Raw genomic sequence first — 21,994 nt, forward strand, 5'->3', positions numbered from 1 at the left:
CCGCCGGTGTGAGTGGACAGCTTGCAGCGCGCGATCTGCGTCAGAAAGTCTGCCCTCCCGTTAGTTTCGCAGCCGACAAGTCCGTTGTCGGAAACGTTCGCGCGTCCACGATCGGGTGCTCGCTGCCTGCCGCCAATTGCGGCGACGTCCGCTGTACCATTGAACAGCTCGGTCGCTTCTGTCCGCAGCCGAGCTGCCGTGCCAGGTGGTGGATCTGATCATCGTTTCGATCAGGTCGGCGTGATGGTCGGGCAGCCTATGGCACTTGCGGCTTCGCGGGACGAGCCGTTGCGATGTGCCGCCCGCTCTCTTCCAACGTACGTCGCGGTCGCGGACTTCGCCTGTTGCTTGAATTAGCGTAGTGTCTGATAGAGGCGATACAGCAGCCGCGCGCGAGGTTCAATCGATGAGATGTAGAGTTGTTCATAATGCGTATGCGCGCCCTTGCCGCCGACGCCAAGGCCGTCGAGGGTCGCGGTAAGCGGCGCGGTGAAATTGCCGTCGGAGCCGCCACCGCTGAACGCGTCGAGCAGCTCGAATCCCATCCCGGCGGCAAGCTGCCTGGCGTGTTTGTAGAGCGCGGCGCCGGCGTTGCTCTTTTCATACGGCGGACGGTTCAATTCGCCTGACACCTTCACGCTGACGCCATCGGTGCGCGAAGTCATTCGGAGGATCCTCGGCACCAGCTCGTCGGCATGAGCCATGGTCGGCACCCGCATGTCGACTTCCGCATACGCCTCTTCGGCGATCACGTTCGGCTTGGTGCCGCCGCGGACGACGCCGACATTCACGGTGATGCCGCGCGTGAGGTCGTTCATCGCCTCGAGTGTCTGGATCACATTGCCGAGTTCCCGGATTGCGCTGCGGCCGTCCTTCCGACGCGTGCCGGCATGCGCCGGTGCGCCCTTGATGGACACCTTGAAGCGGCCAACGCCCTTGCGTCCGGTGACGATCTTGCCGCCCTCGCGCGCGGGCTCGGTCACCAGCACGTATTTGGCCTTGCGGCCCTCGGCCTCGATCAGCGTCCGCGAGGTGGGGCTGCCGATCTCCTCGTCCGATACGTAGAGCTGGGTAATGCCGAGCGGCGGGCGTGCGTCATCGGCGCAGATCTGCCGGAACGCATGATAGGCGAGATAGGCGCCGCCCTTCATGTCGTAGATGCCGGGGCCGAACGCGCTGTCGCCTTCGATCTTGAATGGTAACCGTTCGATGAATCCTATCGGATGAACGGTGTCGAGATGGCTCAGCACCAGAATGCCCGGAACGTCCTGCCCCCAGGACGAGCGTGCGGCCAGGTGATCGCCGCAGCCGTTGCGCCCCGCAACGCGCTCGACGCTGGCCGGCAGGTCGCGATAGCCCGCCGTAACGAGATCAGCCAGCTTGTTGACCTGATCCGGCCGCTCCGTCGGGGACTCGATCTCGACCCAACGACGGATGCCATCGAGGATCGCCGAGGTTTCAAACGGGTTGCTGGACATAGTTGTCTGGCGCCCTCGAATTCGACTTTCATCGCTCGCGCAAGATCATGGTACGATCCACTTGCCCGCATCAGGATCGCGCACGGAGATCTTCAGATTGGCCGATTGTTGTGACGCAGTGTGACTTCGAACCCTGATCTTGCCGCGGCAATGATGCTACGCGCCTGCCGACGATAACTGAGCTACCAAGGCTGGTAGTTTTCGTCGGGACTATGCAGGCTCAAGCTGCCGTACGGCGTTAGTTAGTCGCGAGGTGCGCGGACTTTTCAATACAAGCTGAACCCTGTAAAAGACCAAATCCATCCACCAGTTGCCCCGACGATTGTTCGATGACTACCGCTCCACTATCGATCGTCCGTTCAACGCTTCTGCCGTCCTGACGGCATTCTGTACAACCGCACTCGATCAGGCGGCAAGGGTCGAAGTGCGCCCTGGTAGTTGATCAATGGATTGCCGTGACCGGCCCGGGCCGCGACAATTCGTCCGATAAAGATCGTATGTGTGCCAATCATCTTATGATCATACAAAACGCATTCGAGCGCGCAAAATGCGTTCGCCAATAGCGGTACATCGAGGACGCCCTGATCCCAGGAAGCGGTATCGAAGCGGTGAACACCTTTCGCCTCCTCCCGACCGCCAAAACTCAGCGCAAGGTCCTTCTGATCACCGCGGAGAAGACTGATTCCAAAACTGCCGCTCGCGAGTATCTGATCATGCGCCTCAGAGTGGGCATTGATGCCGACGAGCAGGCACGGCGGCTCCATGCAGATGGACGTTACAGAACTCACCGTCAGTCCACGTCGTCCGGCGGCCCTTCCGGTCGTTACGATGGCCACACCGCTGGCCAGATTTCGCATGGCCTGACGGAACTCTGCCGGCTGGACAGACGGCATGTCCCCAACCACAGGAACGAACTGCTGGCTCATGATCTGCCTCTGGAGTTATACTGCATTTATGATTCCTCCGTTACCCAGAGATGACTTGGATTCCTCTTGCGCCTGCAATCGGGCGCGCGGTGTCGCAATGTGTGACCAGCGTTCACGGATTGAGACCGGGTATGACATCGATGTCCTCTAGATCAGCTCAATGATGACCTGACGGACGTGCAATATCTCGCCGCGTTGCGGCATCGGCGCGCTTAATGCACTCATAAGAGAACACGCTTTTTTGCATCGAGAAGATGCTCATCGAGCGTCGCGTGCAGAACACCCCGCAGCTCCGGCGGGATGGAGCTATCTTTATCGATCAATTCGCGAAACTTCCGAATGATGCGTTCGATCATTGCGATAGATCCGTGTGCTTCCACGTTCTGCGAGGACATCATCTGATTATCTCCTTTGGAGCGCAGCGCACGCCGTTGGGTCCCCACCTCGGCAATAGGGGACTGCAATAGGCTCTCGCCGATGAACAGGGTTGGCTCCCGCACCGCGCCCTTAACGCGAATTGCTTTGATCTGGGCGCGGGCAGGTGGCGCATGCTCCTCGATGTCCCGCGGAAGCGACGCCCATTCGTAGCTGCAATCTGTGCGCGCTTGTGAGCGTCGGCCTTCGTCGGAACTTTGGAACATCTCCTCGGCTGTCACGCGTTGGAAACCGCGATCAAGCGCTTCAGTCGAGCGGCTGCCGCGCCACGGTCAAGCGCATCTTGTCCAAGTGCTACGCCTTCCTGCAGCGTCGAGGCCCGGCCGGCCACGATCAATGCCGCCGCCGCGTTCAAAAGTGCTGCGTCGCGAAATCGACCTGGTGAGCCATCGAGCACGTTTTGCAACGCGACGGCATTAGCCTCGGCATCGCTGCCGCTCTCCAGCGCGTCGTTGCGGCAGCGGGGAAGCCCGGCTTGTTCCGGCGTCACTTCGAAGACGCGGACTGTACCCGCCTCAAGCGCGGCAACAAAGGTCGGGCCGGTGAGGGTTATTTCGCCGAGCCCGTCCGAGCCATGAACCACCCATACCGATTCGGCACCGAGGTTCTTCAACACGTACGCCAGAGGCTGGATCCATTCGCGAGAGAATACACCAACGGTCTGCCGCTTGACCCTGGCCGGATTGGACAGAGGCCCTAGCAGATTAAAGATCGTGTGGGTCCCAAGTGCCGTCCGGATCTGGCCAACGCGCTGGGCCGCCGGATAGTGGGCTGACGCAAACAAGAAGCCAATGCCGGCTTCGTGCACACAACGTGCAACGGCCTCAGGCTTAAGATCGACCTTGACCCCGAGACGCGCCAACACGTCTGCTGCGCCTGAACCTGAGGACGCAACGCGGTTGGCATGCCTGGCAACAGGAACGCCGGCGCCGGCGACGATAAAGGAGGCGCACGTCGACACGTCGACCGAATAGGCAACGGTGTCGCTCGTGCTAGCGATATCGATGGGGTCGCATGCCGCCTCGACCTGCGGCATTCGCTTGCACATTGCGGAGGCTGCGCCGGTGACTTCTTCGACCGTTTCGCCCCTGACTCGCAATCCCATCAACAAGCCACCGATCTGGGAGGAAGTCGCATGACCCGACATCATGCTGTCGAATGCCGACGCAGCTTCCTCACGCGTCAGAGTGGCGCCGGTGGCAACTTTGCCGATGATCGATTTAAGCGCTTCCATCGAACTTCACACGTTCCTTGTCCAAATCTGGGGCTCTTCCGTTCGATGGGGCTTTCGTTGAAGAAACATGGCATCGGCTGCCTTGATGAAGGTCACCGACCCATCCGCGCGCTGCAGATGCGTCGTTGACGCTTGAGGTATCGGTCGGTTTGGCCGCCGGCGTCCTGGGAAGGCTACAACCTGACGTTACGTGAGAGTCAAGCTGTCCATTTCGTGGTGCCTTCGACAAGAGATCGTCGGCCGATGAGAACAGTGCAGTCGCATGGCGCCAGCGCCGACGGCAGTGTCTGCTGCCGCGCTTGCGCGTCAGCAGCGGCCTCTTGATCAGGATGTTCCTGCCGGCACCGCATCCTTCGAAGCCTTGCGGCTTGCCGGTACCGCCGTCCTGGCGCGTTGAAGTGGCTTCCCACCCGCTTCGGCGGTATCGGTGCTGATCTCGCTCCCACAAAACAGCCCCGCCAGATTGTAAATGAGTGTGCGCAGGACGCCACCAGCAGCCTTCATACTGCAATGGAGACCTCCGCCGATCCGCCTGTGTCGGGGGCGAGCCGCAAGTGTTCGGTCCTGCTTTACAGTCGGAATACGCCGTACTGCGGCGCGTCGATCGGCGCATTGAGCGAAGCGCTCAACGCGATTGCGAGGGCGGTTCTGGTATCGACAGGATCAAGAATGCCATCGTCCCAGATTTCGGACGTCGCATAATAGGCGCTTGACCGCTCGCGATATTCTTCAAGAACTGGCTCTCGAATGGCTGCCAGTTGCTGCTCCGAGAGGTGGCCCCCGGCGCGAGCCAATTGTCTCGCCTTGACGTGGGTGAGAACACCGGCAGCCTGTTCGGCACCCATCGCAGAGATCTGGGAATTCGGCCAGCTGAACACAAATCGAGGATCAAACGCGCGTCCCGACATGGCGTAAGTTCCTGCGCCGTGGGAGCTATTACAAATGACTGTAAACTTCGGGACGGACGCGCCGGACACAGCCATGATCAGCTTGGCGCCGTCCTTGGTGATCCCACGCCGCTCATATTCGCGGCCAACCATAAAGCCCGTGACGTTCTGCAGGAAGAGCAGAGGCGTCCGGTTCTTGTCGCATAACTGAATGAAATGAGCACCCTTTAGCGCACTGTCGCCGAACAGTACGCCATTATTGGCAATGATTCCGACTTGATATCCATGGAGCCGGGCAAAGCCGCATATGAGTGATGTCGCATAGCGTGGCTGGTACTCATGAAATCGACTGCCATCGACCAGACGAGCGATGATCTCCCGCATATCGAACTGCGCTCGCGTGTCCGTTGGAATGATACCGTAGAGTTCGGACGCATCATAGGCGGGCGGCTCGGGGGTTACATGATCGATCCGGGTCTTCGCCGGCTGGTGGAAGCGAGCGACGACGTTGCGGGCAATCGCGATTGCATGGATCTCGGAGCTTGCGAAGTAATCACTGGTGCCCGACACGCTGGTGTGTATGAGGACACCGCCCAGCTCCTCGGCGGAGACTTGTTCGCCTGTGGCAGCCTTCACGACCGGAGGGCCGCCGAGAAAAATCGCTCCCGTACCTTCGACCATAATGTTATATTCACTAAGCGCCGGGACGTAGGCCCCTGCCGCGGTGCAGTGGCCCATGACGATGGCGACCTGCGGTACTCCCATCTTCGAGAGAATGGACTGATTGCGCAGAATGCGACCGGCATGGTAGCGATCAGCGAAGAACTCCGCCTGCAAAGGCAGGAAGCCGCCGGCGCAGTCGCACAGATGAACCACCGGCAGGCGATTTTCGATGGCTATATCCAGGGCTCGCACGATCTTCTTGACCGAGAGCGGATACCACGCGCCGCTCTTCACGCTGGAATCGTCAGCGTGAACAATCACTTCGCGACCTGCAACTATGCCGATGCCGACCACCTGGGCGGCGCCGGGCACTTCACCGTTGTAGGCCTTGTTAGCGGCTAGCGTGGAAAGCTCCAGGAGCGGAGTTTCCGGATCGAGCAACGCCGCGAGCCGCTCGCGAACAAACAGTTTATTCTGCCGGCGCAGCCGCTCGAAGTCCCGCTCGGGTCTGTGGAAGCGGGCGAGGCGTTGGTGCTCCTTCAATTCGGCGGCGAGTTGTCTGTTGTGGAAGTCGTTGCGACGAAACTCCTGCGAATTCACGTCCGCGGCAGAACCAATCCGCTGCATTTCAGAGCCCTTCGTTGAACAGCGTGACGAGCACGGCGTCGTGCTCGAAGCTCTCGCCTTCCTTGACGTGAATTCGCTCGACGATGCCATCCCGGGGTGATCGTATGATTGTTTCCAGCTTCATGCTTTCAATCATCATCAGCGCCATTCCGGCCGAGACTGATTCACCAGGCGAAACCGCGATCGCAACAACCAGGCCGGGCATCGGCGCCCGGGCCACCAGGGGGCGAGTCTCGCTATTCCCGGAAGCGCAGGTTCGCAGCGGATCGCTGTAGCGCAAAATGCGCGTTCTGCCGCGGATATGGAGATGGATGAACTCCCCGTCGATCGCGAACCTGACCGGTTCGCTCTCACCCGCAATGGTCAGGATCCCGCTACTGTCGCTGCGCTGCGTGAACACGACGGGGGCAATCACCTGGTCTCGCAAATGGAGGCGGTAACCCTGCTGGCTGGCTGAAAGCCACAATTTATGATCTACGCCGTCGACCTCGAATGAGTGATACACGTCAATTTCTCCAACTGCCGAGCGCTGAGTGAAGCTCGGGCACGGCATCGGCCGAGTCGCGCACCGGCTTCGTCAGGAGAGCCGCCGATGCCAGGAACGCAGACATTCTGGCAGCAAAATTGCATGCTGCGAGATGCGGGTTTTCTTCAAGGTATCCCGTATGAAATTGACCGCCGAGAAATGCCTCGTCGGAAAGGATCCGGGCGAGCAAGTTTGCGTTGGTCTCGCACCCAAGTAGAACCAGTTCGCGAACCGCCCGATGGGCTTTCAGAGCAGCCTCTATGCGGCTTGGTGAATGCACGATGATCTTGGCGAGCATGGGATCGAACGCCGGCGTGATGTCCTGACCTTGCATGATGCCGCTGTCGATCCGTACGCCATTTGGATACTCGAGAAGAAGCACTTTGCCGGTGGTCGGAATGTATCCGCGTTCGGGAGCCTCCGCATACAGCCTGAGCTCGATTGCATGCCCGCTTGAAACGATGTCGGACTGCGAGAATGCAAGTTCGCGGCCTGCTGCCGCATAGACCTGTTCGGCAATCAGATCGACGCCAGTGATCATCTCGGTCACCGGATACTCGACCTGAAGGCGTGTATTCATTTCGACGAAGTAGAAATCTCCTTCGTTGAGGATGAATTCGACGGTTCCTGCATTCTGGTAGTTCGCTGCACGGGCGATGCCGACCGCGGTATCGCAAATTCGAGTCCGCAATTCCGGTGATAGCGCAGGCGAGGGCGTTTCCTCGATGATCTTCTGGAAACGGCGCTGCACCGAACACTCGCGCTCGAACAGATGGATCAGGTTACCAAAGGAATCACCGAGCACCTGTACTTCGATATGCCGCGGGCTTTCGAAATATCGTTCGACATAGAGTCGGTCATCTCCAAAGTAGCGGCCCGCTTCACTGCGCGCCTGCTCGATGGCTGCCTCCAACGTATTAAGGTCGCGTACAATCCGCATGCCCTTGCCGCCGCCGCCGGCTGATGGCTTCACGAGCAAAGGAACTCCCATCGCCTGCGCTCTCGAAACAAATGTCGCCGGATCATCTTCTTCGATGGCACAGGGCGCGACTGGAAAGCCGTTGCACTGAGCGAAATTGCGCGCGCGGATCTTGTCACCCATCAGTTCGATGGTTTCTGGAGCGGGACCGATGAACGCGATGCCGGCCCTTATCACCGCCCTGGCGAACTCCGCATTCTCGGAAAGCAGCCCATAACCTGGATGCAGCGCGCCCGCGCTCGCCTTGTGGGCGGCCGCGATGATCTGCGCAATGTCCAGATAACTTGCGATCGGCGTGTGGCCGCTGATCGGAATCGCCAGGTCGGCCATGGAGATGGCGGGGGTCTTCGCGTCAACATCGTGATAGACAATTGCAGAACGTAGTCCAAGCTTGCGTAACGTCTTGACGATGCGAGCGGCTATCTCGCCCCTATTGGCGATCAGAACTGTATCGAAGGGCAATTTGTGCATTTGCCTATCCGGATAAGCGCGATGGGACCAGAGCGTCCGTCAGTTGTGAGCGGCCGTGCTCGTCGCCCCGCCCGCGGCCTCGCGTGACCGTCCTGCAGGTTCAGGCAGGACCGTTTCCGGGCGTGAGGCAAGCGAACAGGCCGCCCGATCCTTCACTTCGAGTCGCTGTTGTTCTTGCCAGTATCTCGCGAGGAGATCACGTAGCGACATTGCTGACTGAGGCTCGCGTGCTTGGACCTGAGACAAGCACTGATAGCGACGTGATCCGGTATGTGCTTGCTGCAAAGGCGGAACACGTCCTCCATACAAGCCTCTCTCTCCTCGGCGGTCGCGGCTTGATCGCGGGCGTTTACCTGCTCCGGGATTACAGCTGTCAATGCGACAGCAAGAGCGATGGCGCAGCAGGTTTTGAGGAGCGAAGCCAAACAGGGCCGTTGGTCTTGAGTCATGTCATTCCTTCAGTTGGTGGGTCTGCGGTATTCGCTTTCCTGCGTAAAGCGCAACACGGTCTGTCAATCGGGCCACAAACGCGCGTGCTGGTTGGTGCGATGCCTGCGAGTTCCCGTTTCGCGGACGTAACCACGCACGGCGCTGGTCATCTGTGCCGGCACGACAGGATCTCCCGTCCGTAGTGGGGCCTAGCCCCGGCCAGACGGGAGGCACTGGCAGCTGAGCTGGCCGAGTAAGCGATCATTTGAGCTTCCGGGTGACTGTGCGGTCGGTCTGGTATGCCTAGATGTTCTGAGGCATTGATTGGGCGTGGCACGGCTCAAGGTATTTGGGCTCAGCCGACCCGCCAGCCGACGAGTTAGCGCCATAGCTGGCGCGACGCGGGATCGAACAAGACGTGCGGCCGGGACCTGGGTATATCGAGGCGGAGAGATGAGACAAAAGCTAGGTGCGCTCAAGCGATTTCTGATGATGCTCTTGATCGTGCAGAGCGAACCCTGATGGCGCGCCTCCAGGTCATGTCTGGTGCAGTCGGCCTGTACTCTACTTGATGCGAGCGGCGAGTGGGATTTCTGAGAAAGAGCCTTTGCCGAGCGTGCGCTCCGGCGCGGCGACCGTGATGGGAACGCCTCCCGTGGAGATCTCGAGACGCGCGGTTTCGTCCAGCAGCGACGGAAGCAACCTCCGATAAAGTGTAGACAGGCGCGCATTCGCAGAAGCTTATAATCCTGAGTGAGCTGAGCTTAGATGTTTGACGCATTCGCAATTCTCATGACCTGTCAGGAAGCGTTTGGATCTCGGAGGCGGTCCCGACTTGTCCAGGATCGTACAATCTGACGCTAGGTGCGATTCAAGTCCATTCTTGGGTCAAATCGTCCGAGGTTGTCTGGGGTGTGCACATTGCGAGCCTCGGCTGCGACGCCGCGTCTTTGCATTTTCTCAACGGCCGTGACGGTATATGGCGCGAGGCGGCGCAGGCAAAAGCCAGCGCGTAGCATTGGGTAATTGCCGACTTGGGCAACCGAGGCCACCGGCCCTTACGTGATTATACGGAGCGCCGGTGTCGCATTTTCTTGATCTACGAATTGCATGCTCATGGCATGAATCCGAAAAGTAAACTCTACCAGCCCGACCACTGGCGAGGCCGCGCGGAAGCAACGCGAAATAAAGCCGAAGCGCTCGCTTACGGTAAACCTAGAGACAGGCTTCTTAAGATTGCCATTGAGTACGACAAGCTGGCTCGGCGTGCCCAGCAGTGGCAGACGCGCAGCAACGAGGACGAAGCATGGTCCGAGCGAGATTCGTAGAGCTTCGCTGCGCCTCGGGGCGCTTCTTCCTGGTTCAGTTGCGGACGCGGAGAAGGGCGAATGGCCCAGAATCAAGCTGGCGGGTATATCAGCTCGCCAATTCGAGACATCTGCGTCATGCCTCCGGCTATCTGCGTCGGGGCGCATTCATATCCAGCTAGCCGCGCCAGGCTTGGACCGTAAACCAGACCTGTGAAAGAAGTCTCCACTGCTAACTGACGGTAGGCATATTCGTCAATTGGATCGTTGAAGTCGGGATATGCGAGAGGCATCAACAAGCCATCGCCGACCCGACGCAGCATTTCTTGTGATTTCTCAGTTCTGCGAGATTCTTTCACTCATAAGAGCGCTGCGATGATCCAGCAAATGCCGGCCCAAAGCAGCGCATTCAGGAGGAACGCGGCCAGCGGCCACAGATTCCGTCGCCGTTGCGCCTGCAAACAACGGCAATCGGCGCCGTACGGCTTGATGATTGGGTGCTTTGCTGCGCGCCAATGGGTCATTGACCACGTGCCGCGCTGGTCCACGGAGAACGGTTGGTTTTTGGATGCATCGTATCATTCATAAGTTCGCAGTCTTCTTTCAAGGCTAGGGTTGTCGGAATCTTGTCTATTGCGGGACGTGCATCCAGCCGATGATATCGCCGCGCAGCGTCGGTCAGGGGACGTGCCACGACAATCGATGATTGCTCGGCACTGCATCGCTCAGGACTAAACAATAGCCCATTGTGAGTGATGCCTGGATATAGACCACCATTGGTTTCGCGCTTTTCACCACAGCAATCAGCATGCCATGAGCGGGGAAGTCCAGCACCGCTTTGACGCAACTAAGAAGCGTGTCTGTCGGGTTTAGCGACACGGATTAGCTGCCCATAGTCGGAGTTGCGACCTTGATGTCCGAAAGACAACACGGGGAACTGGCAGAAGGTGAGAGCTCGCTCGCGACATGCCAGAAACAATACGTTAGGAGTTGCATCGTAGTAACGCGGCAAAAGGTCAACCGACGGCACCACAGTTGTAGTCCGTCGAGATAGACTAATCAGCTTCTCTCACCGCTACCTTATGCCGTCACCGAGATGGCGGGCGATCCCGGATGTTGTCGGCTCAATCAGGGATCCGTTATGCCAAACTGCCGCGGCCTGATGCGAGCCGGTTTTGATTTTGCTCTCGTACAACTCAATCGTGGTCACATAGATGACGCATTGGCACTGTTTCAGGTTCGACGAGCAGAGAGCTGCGAACGTCACAGAGTACTTGATGAAGCAGCAATATCGCCTTTGAGAAGCGTTAGCCAGGATAGGCAGCCAAACGTGGTTGCGAGCCATAATGGAATGTAGAGCCAAAGGTCATTTTGGAGAGGCATGCCAGGGTGGCGATCGATCTGTTGGCCATGAGGTGACGAGCCGCGATTCGCCGATTTCATATAATCAAGTGCATCTCCGCGAGATCCGAATGAGCGCGCGCAATGAACCTTGTGTTTCATGTGCGATAGCGCAACGGCAGATGGTCCCAGTGCGCAAGCGCGCTTTGTTCGGCGATGTGCGCTGGCGTCGATGAGCAAGGTGCTCCGCGTGGGGCTCGTTCGGTGATCGAGTTAACGGGCCGGCGTACCTGCCCGGCCTTCATGAGCGGGGAAGTCCACCTGTGAGCCGAGTCACTATCGAGCAGATCGTCGACGGCTCGCATTCAGGCAATCAAGGCGCCATGAAAGGGGTCGCAGGCTCCCTGGAACGGGGCGTGAGCGTCCAAAAACTAATGGAGAACGAGTGATGATGGACATCTGCGGCTTTCTCAGCAAATGGTTCGCTGAAGAATGGTACTGGAGCGCCTTGCCGAGGACCGAACCGACGCCGCGTGGTGAGCCGCGAGAGAACGTCATCTACGTCGACTTCAAGGCGATCAACGAGGCAAAGGAGGGGGCGTGCGGGCGCAGATCATAGAGAAGCTGGAAGCCGGCCGCCTACAATACGGCCAGTTTGCCAGCGTTCCAGGATCGGGCCCTTGCGGCATGTTCGTTGTGCAGGGGCCTTGCGGGTGTGAACTCAAGATCAGCGGATTAATCCGTCCTGGCTGGGAGCATGTCGCTGTCTCGACGCCGCGGCGTTGCCCGAATTGGGAAGAGATGTGCTTCGTCAAAGACCTGTTCTGGGATGAAGAGGAATGCGTGATGCAACTGCACCCGCCACATTCGCAGTATGTGAATAACAGCCGGTATTGCCTGCATCTGTGGAGGCCCACTCATCGGGACATCCCAATGCCGCCGCCGAGCTTTGTAGGCATCGTAGGGCTGGGACCATCGGAAGCGGCAATGTTGTTTGCGCGGATGAGCGCGACGGCATGATGAGGCAGGTCAACGATCGTCCGCATGGAAGGCGAGGCCGGGCGGGTGTAGAAGCAGCGGCGCGTCGCCGCCAGAAGGCGGCGCCGCAACAGGATATGTCGGGTTCTTCCGCCTGGTCTAACGTGCAGGGGTTCTCAGGCTAGCGAAGCAGGAGGCGATGACAGTACACTGATCCGGTTAAAGCGAGGTCTCGTGGCGGTCAGTCCCATTGTGGCCAGAACGATAGAATTGGGATTGGACCCTGGCTGCGTTAAACCAGTGTGCGCAACCGCGCTGAATGCGGGCTTGGGAGCAACGATTGCATCCCACCGAGGACTCTGGCGTTGCCGCTTTTCCCAGGTGAGTGAAGGGCGTGCAGCAGGCTCGTGGCACATGTCTCAGCAGGGTTCTGCAAACCGGAGGAGGAGCCTCGATCAAAGCGACGGTGCTGGCTATCGACAATCGCTGGCTCGGCTGCTTCGGCTCTCGGCGCACCCCCACGTGGACGACCTGCACCATCCCGCCGAGTGGTACCTTGGTGATTTCCCCGCATCGATCTTTACGAAATCCGGCTCGATCGATATCGGAGCGCTTCCGAACCACGACGCCACGCTGACCACACGGTACACGCCGTTCCCAACGACGAGTCACCCGCCGCTTTGCTCGCAAAAGACATCCCGGGTCGCCTGCCGATCCAGCTCAAAAAATGTCCGGATAGTTCGCTCGAAGTCGAAAAACCCTGGCATTCCTGCCAGGGTTCCGCATCTTTAGACGCTTTGACAGGCGGGATCAGAAGTCCATACCGCCCATGCCGGCGCCCGGAGGCATTGCGGGACCGGCCGCGGCCTTCTTCGGCAGCTCGGCAACCATTGCTTCCGTGGTGATCAGCAGGGCCGCCACCGAGGACGCGTTCTGGACCGCGATGCGCACGACTTTGGTCGGGTCGATGATGCCCTTGGAGACAAGATTGCTGTACTCGCCGGCCTGAGCATCGAAGCCGTAAGAGTACTGCTCGTTTTCGAGGACTTTGCCGACCACGATTGAGCCGTCTTCACCGGCGTTGATCGCGATCTGGCGGGCGGGAGACGACAGCGCCTTGCGCACGATCTCGACGCCGGTCTTCTGGTCGTCGTTCGTGGTGCGCAGGCCCTTGAGCTGCTCGGAAGCGCGGAGCAGGGCGACGCCGCCACCCGGCAGGATACCTTCCTCGACAGCCGCGCGGGTCGCGTGCATCGCGTCGTCAACGCGATCCTTGCGCTCCTTCACCTCGACTTCGGTCGCGCCGCCGACGCGGATCACCGCGACGCCGCCTGCGAGCTTGGCGAGACGCTCCTGCAGCTTCTCACGGTCGTAGTCCGAGGTGGTCTCCTCGATCTGCGCCTTGATCTGGGCAACGCGGGCGTCGATGTCGGACTTCTTGCCGGCGCCGTTGACGATCGTGGTGTTCTCCTTGTCGATTATCACCTTCTTGGCGCGGCCGAGCATCTGCAGCGTGACGTTCTCGAGCTTGATGCCGAGGTCTTCCGAGATGGCCTGGCCGCCGGTCAGGATCGCAATGTCCTGCAGCATGGCCTTGCGACGATCGCCGAAGCCCGGAGCCTTGACGGCCGCGACCTTCAGGCCGCCACGCAGGCGGTTGACGACGAGGGTGGCGAGCGCCTCGCCTTCGACGTCTTCAGCGACGATGACCAGCGGCTTGCCGGTCTGCACCACGGCCTCGAGCAGCGGCAGCAGCTCGTTCAGCGAGGAGAGCTTCTTCTCGTTGATCAGGATGTAGGCGTCGTCCATCTCGACGCGCATCTTGTCGGCATTGGTGACGAAGTAGGGCGAGATGTAGCCGCGGTCGAACTGCATGCCCTCGACGACGTCGAGCTCGGTCTCGAGCGACTTGGCTTCCTCGACCGTGATCACGCCCTCGTTGCCGACCTTCTTCATGGCGTCGGCCAGGAACTTGCCGATCTCGGCATCGCCGTTGGCCGAAATGGTGCCGACCTGGGCGATCTCCTCGTTCGAGGTGACCTTCTTCGAGTTCTTCTGGAGGTCCGCAACGACGGCTTCGACCGCGAGGTCGATACCGCGCTTCAGGTCCATCGGGTTCATGCCGGCGGCAACCGACTTGGCGCCTTCGCGCACGATGGCAGCCGCAAGCACGGTCGCGGTGGTGGTGCCGTCGCCGGCGGCATCGGCCGCCTTGGCAGCGACCTCGCGCACCATCTGGGCACCCATGTTCTCGAACTTCTCCTCGAGCTCGATCTCCTTGGCGACGGCGACACCATCCTTGGTGATGCGCGGAGCGCCGAACGACTTGTCAAGCACCACGTTGCGGCCCTTCGGCCCCAGCGTGACCTGCACGGCGTTGGCGAGGATGTCGACACCGCGCAGCATCCGGTCGCGCGCGTCTACTCCGAATTTGACTTCTTTGGCTGACATAAGGAATTCCCTCAGTTTTTATTCTCTCATCCCTTCGGCGCGCCGGGCAGGCGCTCGCCGGAGGTGAGCTGTGCGAGCGCCGGGTCAGGCGGCCTTCTTCTTGGAAAACACATCGGTGAGAACGCCCATGATGTCGCTTTCCTTCATGATCAGCAGGTCTTCGCCGTCGATCTTGACCTCGGTACCCGACCATTTGCCGAACAGCACGCGGTCGCCGACCTGGACATCGATCGGAATCAGCTTGCCAGTCTCATCGCGGCCGCCCGGGCCAACAGCGATGACTTCACCTTGCGAGGGCTTTTCCTTGGCTGTGTCGGGAATGATGATGCCGCCAGCAGTCTTCTCTTCAGCGTCGATGCGCTTGACCACGACGCGGTCGTGAAGCGGACGGAAATTCATACGGGCCTCCTGAGCGTTTGAACAACTTGGATAAGCAGATTGTGACCAGCCCGGTCATAGCAAGAGACAGGCCAAAGATGAGCGGACCAATCAGTGCCTACGGTTCTGCTGAATCGCACACCTGGCCTGCGCGTGTGTTCGTTCGGAAATAGACGCCATCATGTACACAGTCAGCCAAGCTGTTGCGAAAATAACATTGCGTTTCGTCAACACAGCCACATTGACCCCACGGCTTTTTCGAAGATTGCAGTGGCGGCGGCTACATTGATCGGAGCCGCATGGTGCAGCGAAGCTAGGCTGAACACGGTCGATTTCACATGTTCAGGGAGCCGAAGCCGATGTCATCGCCGATGGCAAGAAGACCTTGAACAACACCCGCTTCATCTACACGGAATATAGCGACCGCGAACTCCATGGAAGGGCGGCTGTCCCTGCAAGCCATTCTTGACCTGTTACCGTCATTCGAAATGGCGGCCCATTATCCCCGCGCGGTGGAAGGTGATGTATTGCTCAAAAATACGCGCTTCTAGCGGCTACCTGGATCCGGCGCCTTATTGATCTCCGGAAGACTGACCAGCGCAGTCTGCCGCCCAAAGCTGCACAACGAGTGATCAATAAGGCGAACAAGTATCGATGGCCGGGACAGGCTCGCGACTGTCCGTTTTCGGCTGCCATCGCAAATCCCGCAGACCGCGTCCACGTGCGAGGTTTGGTGAGTTGCTGACAGTCACTTGCTTAGCGAGCCGGCACGAGCGACGACTTCGCGGTCAGCAGCCCGAGCTGTTTCAGATGCTTGGATCAACACTACCAGCCGGCACTCGAAGCGTTTAAGCGTCTGAACGGCTGCTGTGTGCTCTGGACCTCTAGGAAGCTGCTGTACTGCTTCGAACAAATGCCAAAGCAGTTGCAGCAGTTCTCGTAGCTCCTTGAGATGGCCCGATTTCGTCACGCGCTTGGTGTCGCTACTGTTGGCTCAATGGGAGAGCGAGCTGAAGCTTGTTGTTCAGTCCAGATCAAGATCGCCGTGAGGCGGTGCTGGAAAGATCGTCGTTTCTCATCGGAGGCAGCACGTCGCATGGCCTCTCGCCCACGAAGCTCATGGGAGTGCGACAACATGGATGCCGTACCGCTGTAGTTGATGCTCACGCCGCGCCCTGGCTTCTCTCTTGGAGTCTTTCCAATGGGTTTGCATCTCCGGACAAGTCGGTGGTAGCAGGCCTCATTTGATGGTCCTCTATCCATGCGAGCATAACTGCAGCAGCTGATGATCCGGCAGGCCCCCTCGGCCCTGCAGGGACGAATTCATCTCCAGGCCCAGAGCTTGGCAAGGACCGTGCCATCGCCAGCTCAGTGCGAAAAAGGCATGTGAGGATGCTAGCTCGTCGATAGACCGCAAGGTCCGGGTTGTTGTAGATCTGACATGCCGGTCGGCGCTGTGCCTGTAACCGTCGGGACTGCGCTCATCTTTTGTATAGCCTTGATCATCGCCCTAACCTCTCGCAAGCCGTCCGCGAGCACATTCGCCCGAACCAGAGATCTGAGGGCTGACCGGGCGTAAGTGGCGCTAACGGCATTGTTAACGATCGGTCTCCTTTCGGGTGCTTTTGATCACCAAGGCCGAAGGATCGTAATGGTAACGCGAGCCGGTTCTTGGCCAGAAAAGGCGGACTCACGGCCCTGGTCAGTCAGTTGAAAATCGCGGCAGCGGACGAATGCCGCTAATCAGATGGGCTTGCGCCGCCACTTCAGCAAGATAGTCATCCATCGCGGTTCGCGCGACGGCGGCGCCAGGGTAACGGAAGTTCACGGAAATTCCGTCCTGCCACCGACTGACCCAAAGGTATGTCTCGCAAGCATCAGAATTACGACTGATCAGAAATCGTGTCCGCCGTGCGGCCAGCAGTCTGACCCTGGCACCGTCCGATTGTCCATATAAGATACCATGAAGCGGTCGTGCAGTGCGATGCCGAGCAACTCCATCGCTTTTCAGAATGGCACCTGAGCGGTTTTCTTGGCTCGTTTTAGTTCGAGCCGGGCGGCGCGCTGCATTTCCGGCAACGTATCGGCCATCCGGAAACTCACTGGACTCGTCCCGACATACCATCCAACCGAACGCATTGACCGCAGATCGTATCGGATGTGAAACGGCGCAACGGCGTGGAATTGTTGTTTGGTTCGCCAGTGTCTCTCCGGCCAACGCCAGTGGTGCTACCGGACAGGTAGCCGCTGATTTTAAACGAGATGCCACTGCCGACCATGCCGGATGCGTTGCCGATGCCGTTGGGCGCTGCCCGTTGCGCCGACCGTAGCAGGAGGGCGGCAGACTGCACTGCGTTGCCGGCGAGTACCACGCAGCGCGGGCGCGGACCCCAGCGCGTTGTCGGTTGAGAGTGTCCACCCATTCCACCGAATCGGCGCGGCTGACGTTGCCGAGATCGATGCGTACGGCCTTGCTGCCGAAGGCAATCGTCAGCGCGTCGCGCGGCAGGGCGACACCTGTGAACGGCGAGCGTGCGTCGGCCCTCGTGCCGGTTCGGCACAGATGTTCGTTGCACGGTCCCTCGCAGCGGCAGGCTGGCCGGCCGCGATATGGCACCGAGTTGATCGCCAATGGGGTGGGGAACGGCAGCTGGCCGAGGCGTCTGCCAGCATCGGCAATCAACTGGCCCTGCACACTATACCGATGCGGCGGCAAAACGGGAGGTGGCCAGAACACCCAAGCTGCCCTTCATAGACGGCAAAAAAAGCCCGGCCTCATCGAGGCCGGGCGGAAGTCAGTCTCGGGGAGCGAGGCTGCTAAGCATCGCGCCAGCTTCCATCGACAGAGGGAGGGCTGCCGACGGTTATTTGCGGTAAGGCTCTCACCGCAAACTCGAATTGCGAAAGGATCAATGTCGGGCAAATCTGGCGTCGTTTCCCTCTTTTTGAAGACGATATTGATGGAATGCGGCTCAACACTGGATCGTACAAGCTCGCAAGCGCGTATCCTTCGTTGTCCTCGCGGGACCGTTAAAGTGATTGGATGAGCGGAGCCGAATAGAGACGATCTGCAGTTGCGGCGTCAACGTGGCGCCCGCAGACGGCAGCAAGGCAGCATTCCCTGTAGACATCGTCGGGTGAGGGGCTGCGAAGAGGCACCTTGTTCGCGCGCGAGTACTCCAATCCCGTTCGCGCGATCTCATAGGCGATGATTTGCGCACTGGCATTGCTCCCTGCTGTACACATTCGACCGCATTGGCGTCATCGTCTCACCAATGGCAGCAAACGGTGAGTCCCGTTGTCAGCTACTTCGAGAAGGTACAACGTGACGCCACGTGCGATTCAAGCATTTTTGGTGTGACCCGCATACAATTAAAGCTGATGGCCTCTCACAAGCAGCTAAATGATCCGCGAGGGCCAGACCTGTGTGTCGCTGTCGCATTCTTTCTGTCGATTGGCTTGTACCACGTGGCGCTCAAGGCACGTTGCACGTCATATTCTCTATGTGATCTCACATGTGTTGGTCTTTCCAGAAGCTCACGTGCTCTCTGATTGGCGGCCCTAAATCTTCAAGTCACCATTTTGAAGTGTTAGCTATCCGAATGGCGCGGCCAGCGTCGACGATCTCATGACCATTTTTTTCAGGAGTGGACAGGAATTGGTCCGAGCGCGCCTCCGCACCGCAGGCGCTCGGCTTTGACACCCTGGAACCAATCCAGTGGACCAGCGACCGCCTCGTCAACCTGGGACGGGTATCGTTCCAGCTTGACGGGCCCCGTTGGCAATGTGACCTGCAAATCAGGCTGCAATACAGATCCAATCTGATCATTCGTCCGAGAGCCGGCTCGAAGAGACACGCTCGATGTCGTGCCCGTCATGCCAGCTAGCTTATGTACGCGACGCTCCGATCTGTAGCAGGAATGGCACATTAACTGGGCCGCGAGACGGTTAGGTCGCTGCGTACGATGTTCAGTGGCGTAGAAAGACCGGTCTGCCGGTACAATCCTAGGCAAGGCGTGGGCTTGAGCCGTCGTTCGCGGTTACCCGATCGGATAGAGGTTCAACATGAATCATGCGGTTGGAACCCGCTATGAATTGTCGATAATGACAGATGAACAGCGTGAGTTGGCGCGGTGCAGACAGGAGATAGCGCGTCTCGAACAGCTGGTCGTGCAGCTTTCTGAACTCGTCTTGCGCAATGTCACGGAAAATGCCGAGGGCCGAAAGTCGCAATCTGGGTGACGCGCTCGGCCGTATTCCGAATGATCGATCGGCAGATGATGGACGTTAGACAATGGCCATTGTGATCCGCAGCGCGGCGTCCCCCCGGGGGTAGGGGAGCGGCCCCGCCCTTGTTCTCCATGGGGCGGGGTCGCGTTATTTCCGGTCGAACCGCTTCGCGGATCGATGGAGATGAGCGATACGTGTCCCACGCAAGCATGTGGGTCTGCAGTCCGTCGAGCAGCCGACTCATCTTGCCGACCGCTCAAAAATCTGCATTGGCTAGGCAAGCCTAACAAGCTCCATTGAGTCCAACCCGTGAGGCGTTGAATCCGCAGGAGCGGACTGTGCATCGATCGGGTAAAGATACAACGATCAGCGTATGCACGCGGTGCTCGCTTAAGCGGGTGGCGATCGGCGGATACCAAGCCCCTCGACGACGAGCTTTGATATCTGTGCTGGATCGCTAACCCCGCTTGCGCCGATCTCGATAACTTTCTTTGCCACGATCTCGGCGATAGGGTCGTCTCGATCAACCAAGCAAAGCGAGTGCAGAGTCCGTGCATAGGCCAAGCTCAGACATTCAATTTCTTCCGGCCGTAGCTTACTGCCCCGGAGTAGTCGATCGATCGGCATTGATCACCGCCCCCGGGGGACACGCCAGCTTCGATGTGTCAGACTAAAATGTGTCAGAACGCGCTCGGGTTAGTCTCGCTATAGCCGCCCTTGTCGTCCCACCTATAAACGACATAGTCGAGCTGCTTGATGTCACCCTTGGCGTCGTATTCCAGATTTCCAATCACAGTGTCCCAGGAACCCGCTTTGATCATGTCCATCACCTTCCTCGGATCCGTGGTGCCGGCTTTGGTTGCGGCTTGCATCCAGACCTGCACCGCAGCGTAGGTGTAGAGCGTGTAGCCCTCGGGGTCGATACTCCTGGCCCTGAATTTATTGACGATGGCAGCCGCCGTCGGCTTCTTGCGTGGGTCGGGCCCGAAAGTGAAGAGCGTGCCTGCTCCAGCTGCGCCAGTGATCGATGCAAATTCCTTGTCGGCCAAGGCGTCACCCGACATCAGTACGGTCTTCAGGCCCTGATCGCGCATTTGGCGCAGGATAAGGCCTGCTTCCTGATGATAGCCGCCGACATAGACGAGGTCGATATTATCACGCTTCAGGCGCGAGACAATCGCATTGAAATCCTTGTCGCCCTTGTTATAGGACTCGTACATCTTCTCGATGATGCCGGCCTTGTTGAGGGCCGTCTTCGTCTCGTCGGCAAGCCCCTTGCCATAAGTGGTCTTGTCGTTGAGAATGGCGATGTTCTTGCCCTTGAAGTGCTTGGTGATGTACTGGGCAGCAACCTGGCCCTGCTGGTCGTCGCGGCCGCAGACGCGCGCCACATTCCATAGCTTGCGCTCAGTGAATAGCGGGTTGGTTGAGGCGGGCGTGATCTGCAGGACGCCACCGTCCGCATAGGCCTCCGAGGCCGGGATCGACGACGAAGAGCAAAAGTGCCCGGCAACGAATGGGATCTTGGCGGCGGCGATCTTCTCCGCTACCGATCGCGCCTGCTTGGGATCGCAGGCATCGTCCTCGATGTCGAGGGCGAGCGTCTTGCCGAGTGCGCCACCGGATGCGTTGATCTGCTCCACCGCCATCTCGGCGCCGTTCTTCATTTGCCGCCCGAAGGCGGACTCACCGCCGGTTATCGGTCCAGCGACGGCGATGGTGATGTCCTCCGCCAATGCCCCGGTGGACAGCACAATCAATGCTCCAAGTGCAAAGCCGATCAGCTTGAGCGATTTCATGGATGGTCCTCACAGGGTGAACGCAGCGACGAGTAAGCTCGAGCAGAGCAAAGCGAGCCCGGCAGCGGTCGGTGCCAGAAAGCAGCCGGAGATAAAGTCATGGTCGCGCATCATTCGATTGCGCTGCCATGACAGAGCAGCAACTCCTTGACTCGGTGAGAAAACCGTCCGCCGCGCCGAACCATATGGAAGATTGGGGGATCTATCGGTAGGCAGCTCATCGCTCGAAAACAGTACATGGACATTTGCCGATTCCGTTCCAGCAGAGCCATGAGCCGGGCGCGTAGGCAAGGGCAGAGAGCCGTATCAACGAGCAACGTCAACGTGCAAGCGTTCGTCCCATCTCATCCTCGCAGCGCATTACCAATCTCATACCGCCCCGCTAGATCAACGCACACGGTTGCCTTAGATGGACACTAGCTGAATCGTGCGTCTAGGAAAGAAATAGGTCGGTCCGTAACGTACAGAGCTCGCCGCATCCGAAGCGCCGCCACGCGAGAGGCAGGCGGTCGGCCGAGACAGAGGTGAGGCGATCGCTCACACCGTCCGCGACCAGCGCACTTGTTTCAAATGAAGGCAAAGGCGAGCAGGCTTGAGCAGAGGAGCGCGAAGCTGGTCGCGGTCAGTGCGAGGAGGCTACCGGAGACAAGGTCATGATTGCGCATGAATCACCCTCGATTGCACCTATGAAGAGACACAGAGTGGCAGTTCGCTGCCCTGGGACTCGCAAGCAAATCATTAATCGATTCTGACTGCACTAAGAGCTGGTCCCGGTTGTCTGAACAGAATCTCCGCGTCGATAAGTGGAGGCTCTGCCGGGGTTAGGCCGCCATGCGGATTGGCAGCGGGTTGAAG

Annotated in this window: 14 protein-coding genes and 1 pseudogene; 5 read left to right on the forward strand and 10 right to left on the reverse strand. The window is 59.3% G+C overall.

From position 1 onward, the window contains the following. Positions 1 to 353: 353 nt before the first annotated feature. From ABIB78_RS34400 to ABIB78_RS34430, 7 genes are all read right to left on the reverse strand, one after another. Entirely contained in the window at positions 354 to 1,478 is a 1,125-nt protein-coding gene (locus ABIB78_RS34400; protein WP_429032953.1) for a M20 family metallopeptidase, read from the reverse strand. Positions 1,479 to 1,837: 359 nt separating this feature from the next. Further along, entirely contained in the window at positions 1,838 to 2,404 is a 567-nt protein-coding gene (locus tag ABIB78_RS34405) for a flavin reductase family protein (RefSeq protein ID WP_429032956.1), read from the reverse strand. A gap of 221 nt (positions 2,405 to 2,625) precedes the next feature. Further along, the gene (locus ABIB78_RS34410; protein WP_429032958.1) at positions 2,626 to 3,060 is read right to left on the reverse strand and encodes a hypothetical protein; all 435 of its coding nucleotides are present in this window, start codon (positions 3,058 to 3,060) and stop codon (positions 2,626 to 2,628) included. Further along, complete coding sequence (gene trpD / locus ABIB78_RS34415; RefSeq protein WP_429032961.1) at positions 3,057 to 4,073, reverse strand: anthranilate phosphoribosyltransferase; 1,017 nt, start codon at positions 4,071 to 4,073, stop codon at positions 3,057 to 3,059. Before trpD ends, ABIB78_RS34410 begins: the two co-directional genes overlap by 4 nt. Before the next feature lie 569 nt (positions 4,074 to 4,642). After that, positions 4,643 to 6,250, reverse strand: a complete 1,608-nt coding sequence (locus tag ABIB78_RS34420; RefSeq protein ID WP_429032964.1) for an acyl-CoA carboxylase subunit beta — start codon at positions 6,248 to 6,250, stop codon at positions 4,643 to 4,645. 1 nt (position 6,251) lies between these two features. Beyond that, positions 6,252 to 6,755 (reverse strand): acetyl-CoA carboxylase biotin carboxyl carrier protein subunit, encoded by a 504-nt coding sequence (locus ABIB78_RS34425; protein WP_429032967.1) that lies wholly within the window; start codon positions 6,753 to 6,755, stop codon positions 6,252 to 6,254. 1 nt (position 6,756) lies between these two features. After that, complete coding sequence (locus ABIB78_RS34430) at positions 6,757 to 8,226, reverse strand: acetyl-CoA carboxylase biotin carboxylase subunit (RefSeq protein WP_429032970.1); 1,470 nt, start codon at positions 8,224 to 8,226, stop codon at positions 6,757 to 6,759. 1,523 nt (positions 8,227 to 9,749) lie between these two features. Between ABIB78_RS34430 and ABIB78_RS34435 the strand changes: the two genes are divergently transcribed. The 3 genes from ABIB78_RS34435 to ABIB78_RS34445 all read left to right on the forward strand — a co-directional run bounded on the left by ABIB78_RS34435 (position 9,750) and on the right by ABIB78_RS34445 (position 12,323). Next, positions 9,750 to 9,983 (forward strand): hypothetical protein, encoded by a 234-nt coding sequence (locus ABIB78_RS34435; RefSeq protein WP_429032972.1) that lies wholly within the window; start codon positions 9,750 to 9,752, stop codon positions 9,981 to 9,983. Between the two features lie 1,765 nt (positions 9,984 to 11,748). Then, positions 11,749 to 11,922: a hypothetical protein gene (locus ABIB78_RS34440; RefSeq protein WP_429032994.1), complete on the forward strand. Its 174-nt coding sequence runs from the start codon at positions 11,749 to 11,751 to the stop codon at positions 11,920 to 11,922. Continuing rightward, positions 11,904 to 12,323, forward strand: coding sequence for a DUF7694 domain-containing protein (locus ABIB78_RS34445; protein WP_429032974.1), 420 nt, complete (start codon positions 11,904 to 11,906; stop codon positions 12,321 to 12,323). Before ABIB78_RS34440 ends, ABIB78_RS34445 begins: the two co-directional genes overlap by 19 nt. 768 nt (positions 12,324 to 13,091) lie before the next feature. On the opposite strand, the gene groL is transcribed toward ABIB78_RS34445, so the two are convergent. Together groL and groES are read right to left on the reverse strand one after the other, a co-directional pair. Continuing rightward, positions 13,092 to 14,732, reverse strand: coding sequence for a chaperonin GroEL (gene groL / locus ABIB78_RS34450; protein WP_429032976.1), 1,641 nt, complete (start codon positions 14,730 to 14,732; stop codon positions 13,092 to 13,094). A gap of 84 nt (positions 14,733 to 14,816) precedes the next feature. After that, the gene (gene groES, locus ABIB78_RS34455) at positions 14,817 to 15,131 is read right to left on the reverse strand and encodes a co-chaperone GroES (RefSeq protein ID WP_429032979.1); all 315 of its coding nucleotides are present in this window, start codon (positions 15,129 to 15,131) and stop codon (positions 14,817 to 14,819) included. Positions 15,132 to 15,410: 279 nt separating this feature from the next. Between groES and ABIB78_RS34460 the strand changes: the two are divergent. Then, positions 15,411 to 15,661 (forward strand): annotated as a pseudogene (locus ABIB78_RS34460) (methyltransferase); the annotation flags it as partial. 3,514 nt (positions 15,662 to 19,175) lie between these two features. Continuing rightward, complete coding sequence (locus ABIB78_RS34465; protein ID WP_429032981.1) at positions 19,176 to 19,352, forward strand: hypothetical protein; 177 nt, start codon at positions 19,176 to 19,178, stop codon at positions 19,350 to 19,352. A gap of 668 nt (positions 19,353 to 20,020) precedes the next feature. Here ABIB78_RS34465 and ABIB78_RS34470 read toward each other — a convergent pair. Continuing rightward, a complete protein-coding gene (locus ABIB78_RS34470) occupies positions 20,021 to 21,139 on the reverse strand; it encodes a branched-chain amino acid ABC transporter substrate-binding protein (protein WP_429032983.1) in 1,119 nt (372 codons plus the stop codon). Positions 21,140 to 21,994 lie beyond the last annotated feature (855 nt).

The sequence above is a fragment of the Bradyrhizobium sp. I1.14.4 genome, assembly GCF_050435825.1.
GTDB lineage: Bacteria > Pseudomonadota > Alphaproteobacteria > Rhizobiales > Xanthobacteraceae > Bradyrhizobium.

Bases quoted from the DNA above. Each gene is read 5' to 3' on its own strand.
- ABIB78_RS34400 (WP_429032953.1), bottom strand. From the start codon at position 1,478: ATGTCCAGCAACCCGTTTGAAACCTCGGCGATCCTCGATGGCATCCGT.
- ABIB78_RS34430 (WP_429032970.1), bottom strand. From the start codon at position 8,226: ATGCACAAATTGCCCTTCGATACAGTTCTGATCGCCAATAGGGGCGAG.
- ABIB78_RS34420 (WP_429032964.1), bottom strand. From the start codon at position 6,250: ATGCAGCGGATTGGTTCTGCCGCGGACGTGAATTCGCAGGAGTTTCGT.
- ABIB78_RS34405 (WP_429032956.1), bottom strand. From the start codon at position 2,404: ATGAGCCAGCAGTTCGTTCCTGTGGTTGGGGACATGCCGTCTGTCCAG.
- ABIB78_RS34470 (WP_429032983.1), bottom strand. From the start codon at position 21,139: ATGAAATCGCTCAAGCTGATCGGCTTTGCACTTGGAGCATTGATTGTG.
- groL (WP_429032976.1), bottom strand. From the start codon at position 14,732: ATGTCAGCCAAAGAAGTCAAATTCGGAGTAGACGCGCGCGACCGGATG.
- trpD (WP_429032961.1), bottom strand. From the start codon at position 4,073: ATGGAAGCGCTTAAATCGATCATCGGCAAAGTTGCCACCGGCGCCACT.
- groES (WP_429032979.1), bottom strand. From the start codon at position 15,131: ATGAATTTCCGTCCGCTTCACGACCGCGTCGTGGTCAAGCGCATCGAC.
- ABIB78_RS34465 (WP_429032981.1), top strand. From the start codon at position 19,176: ATGAATCATGCGGTTGGAACCCGCTATGAATTGTCGATAATGACAGAT.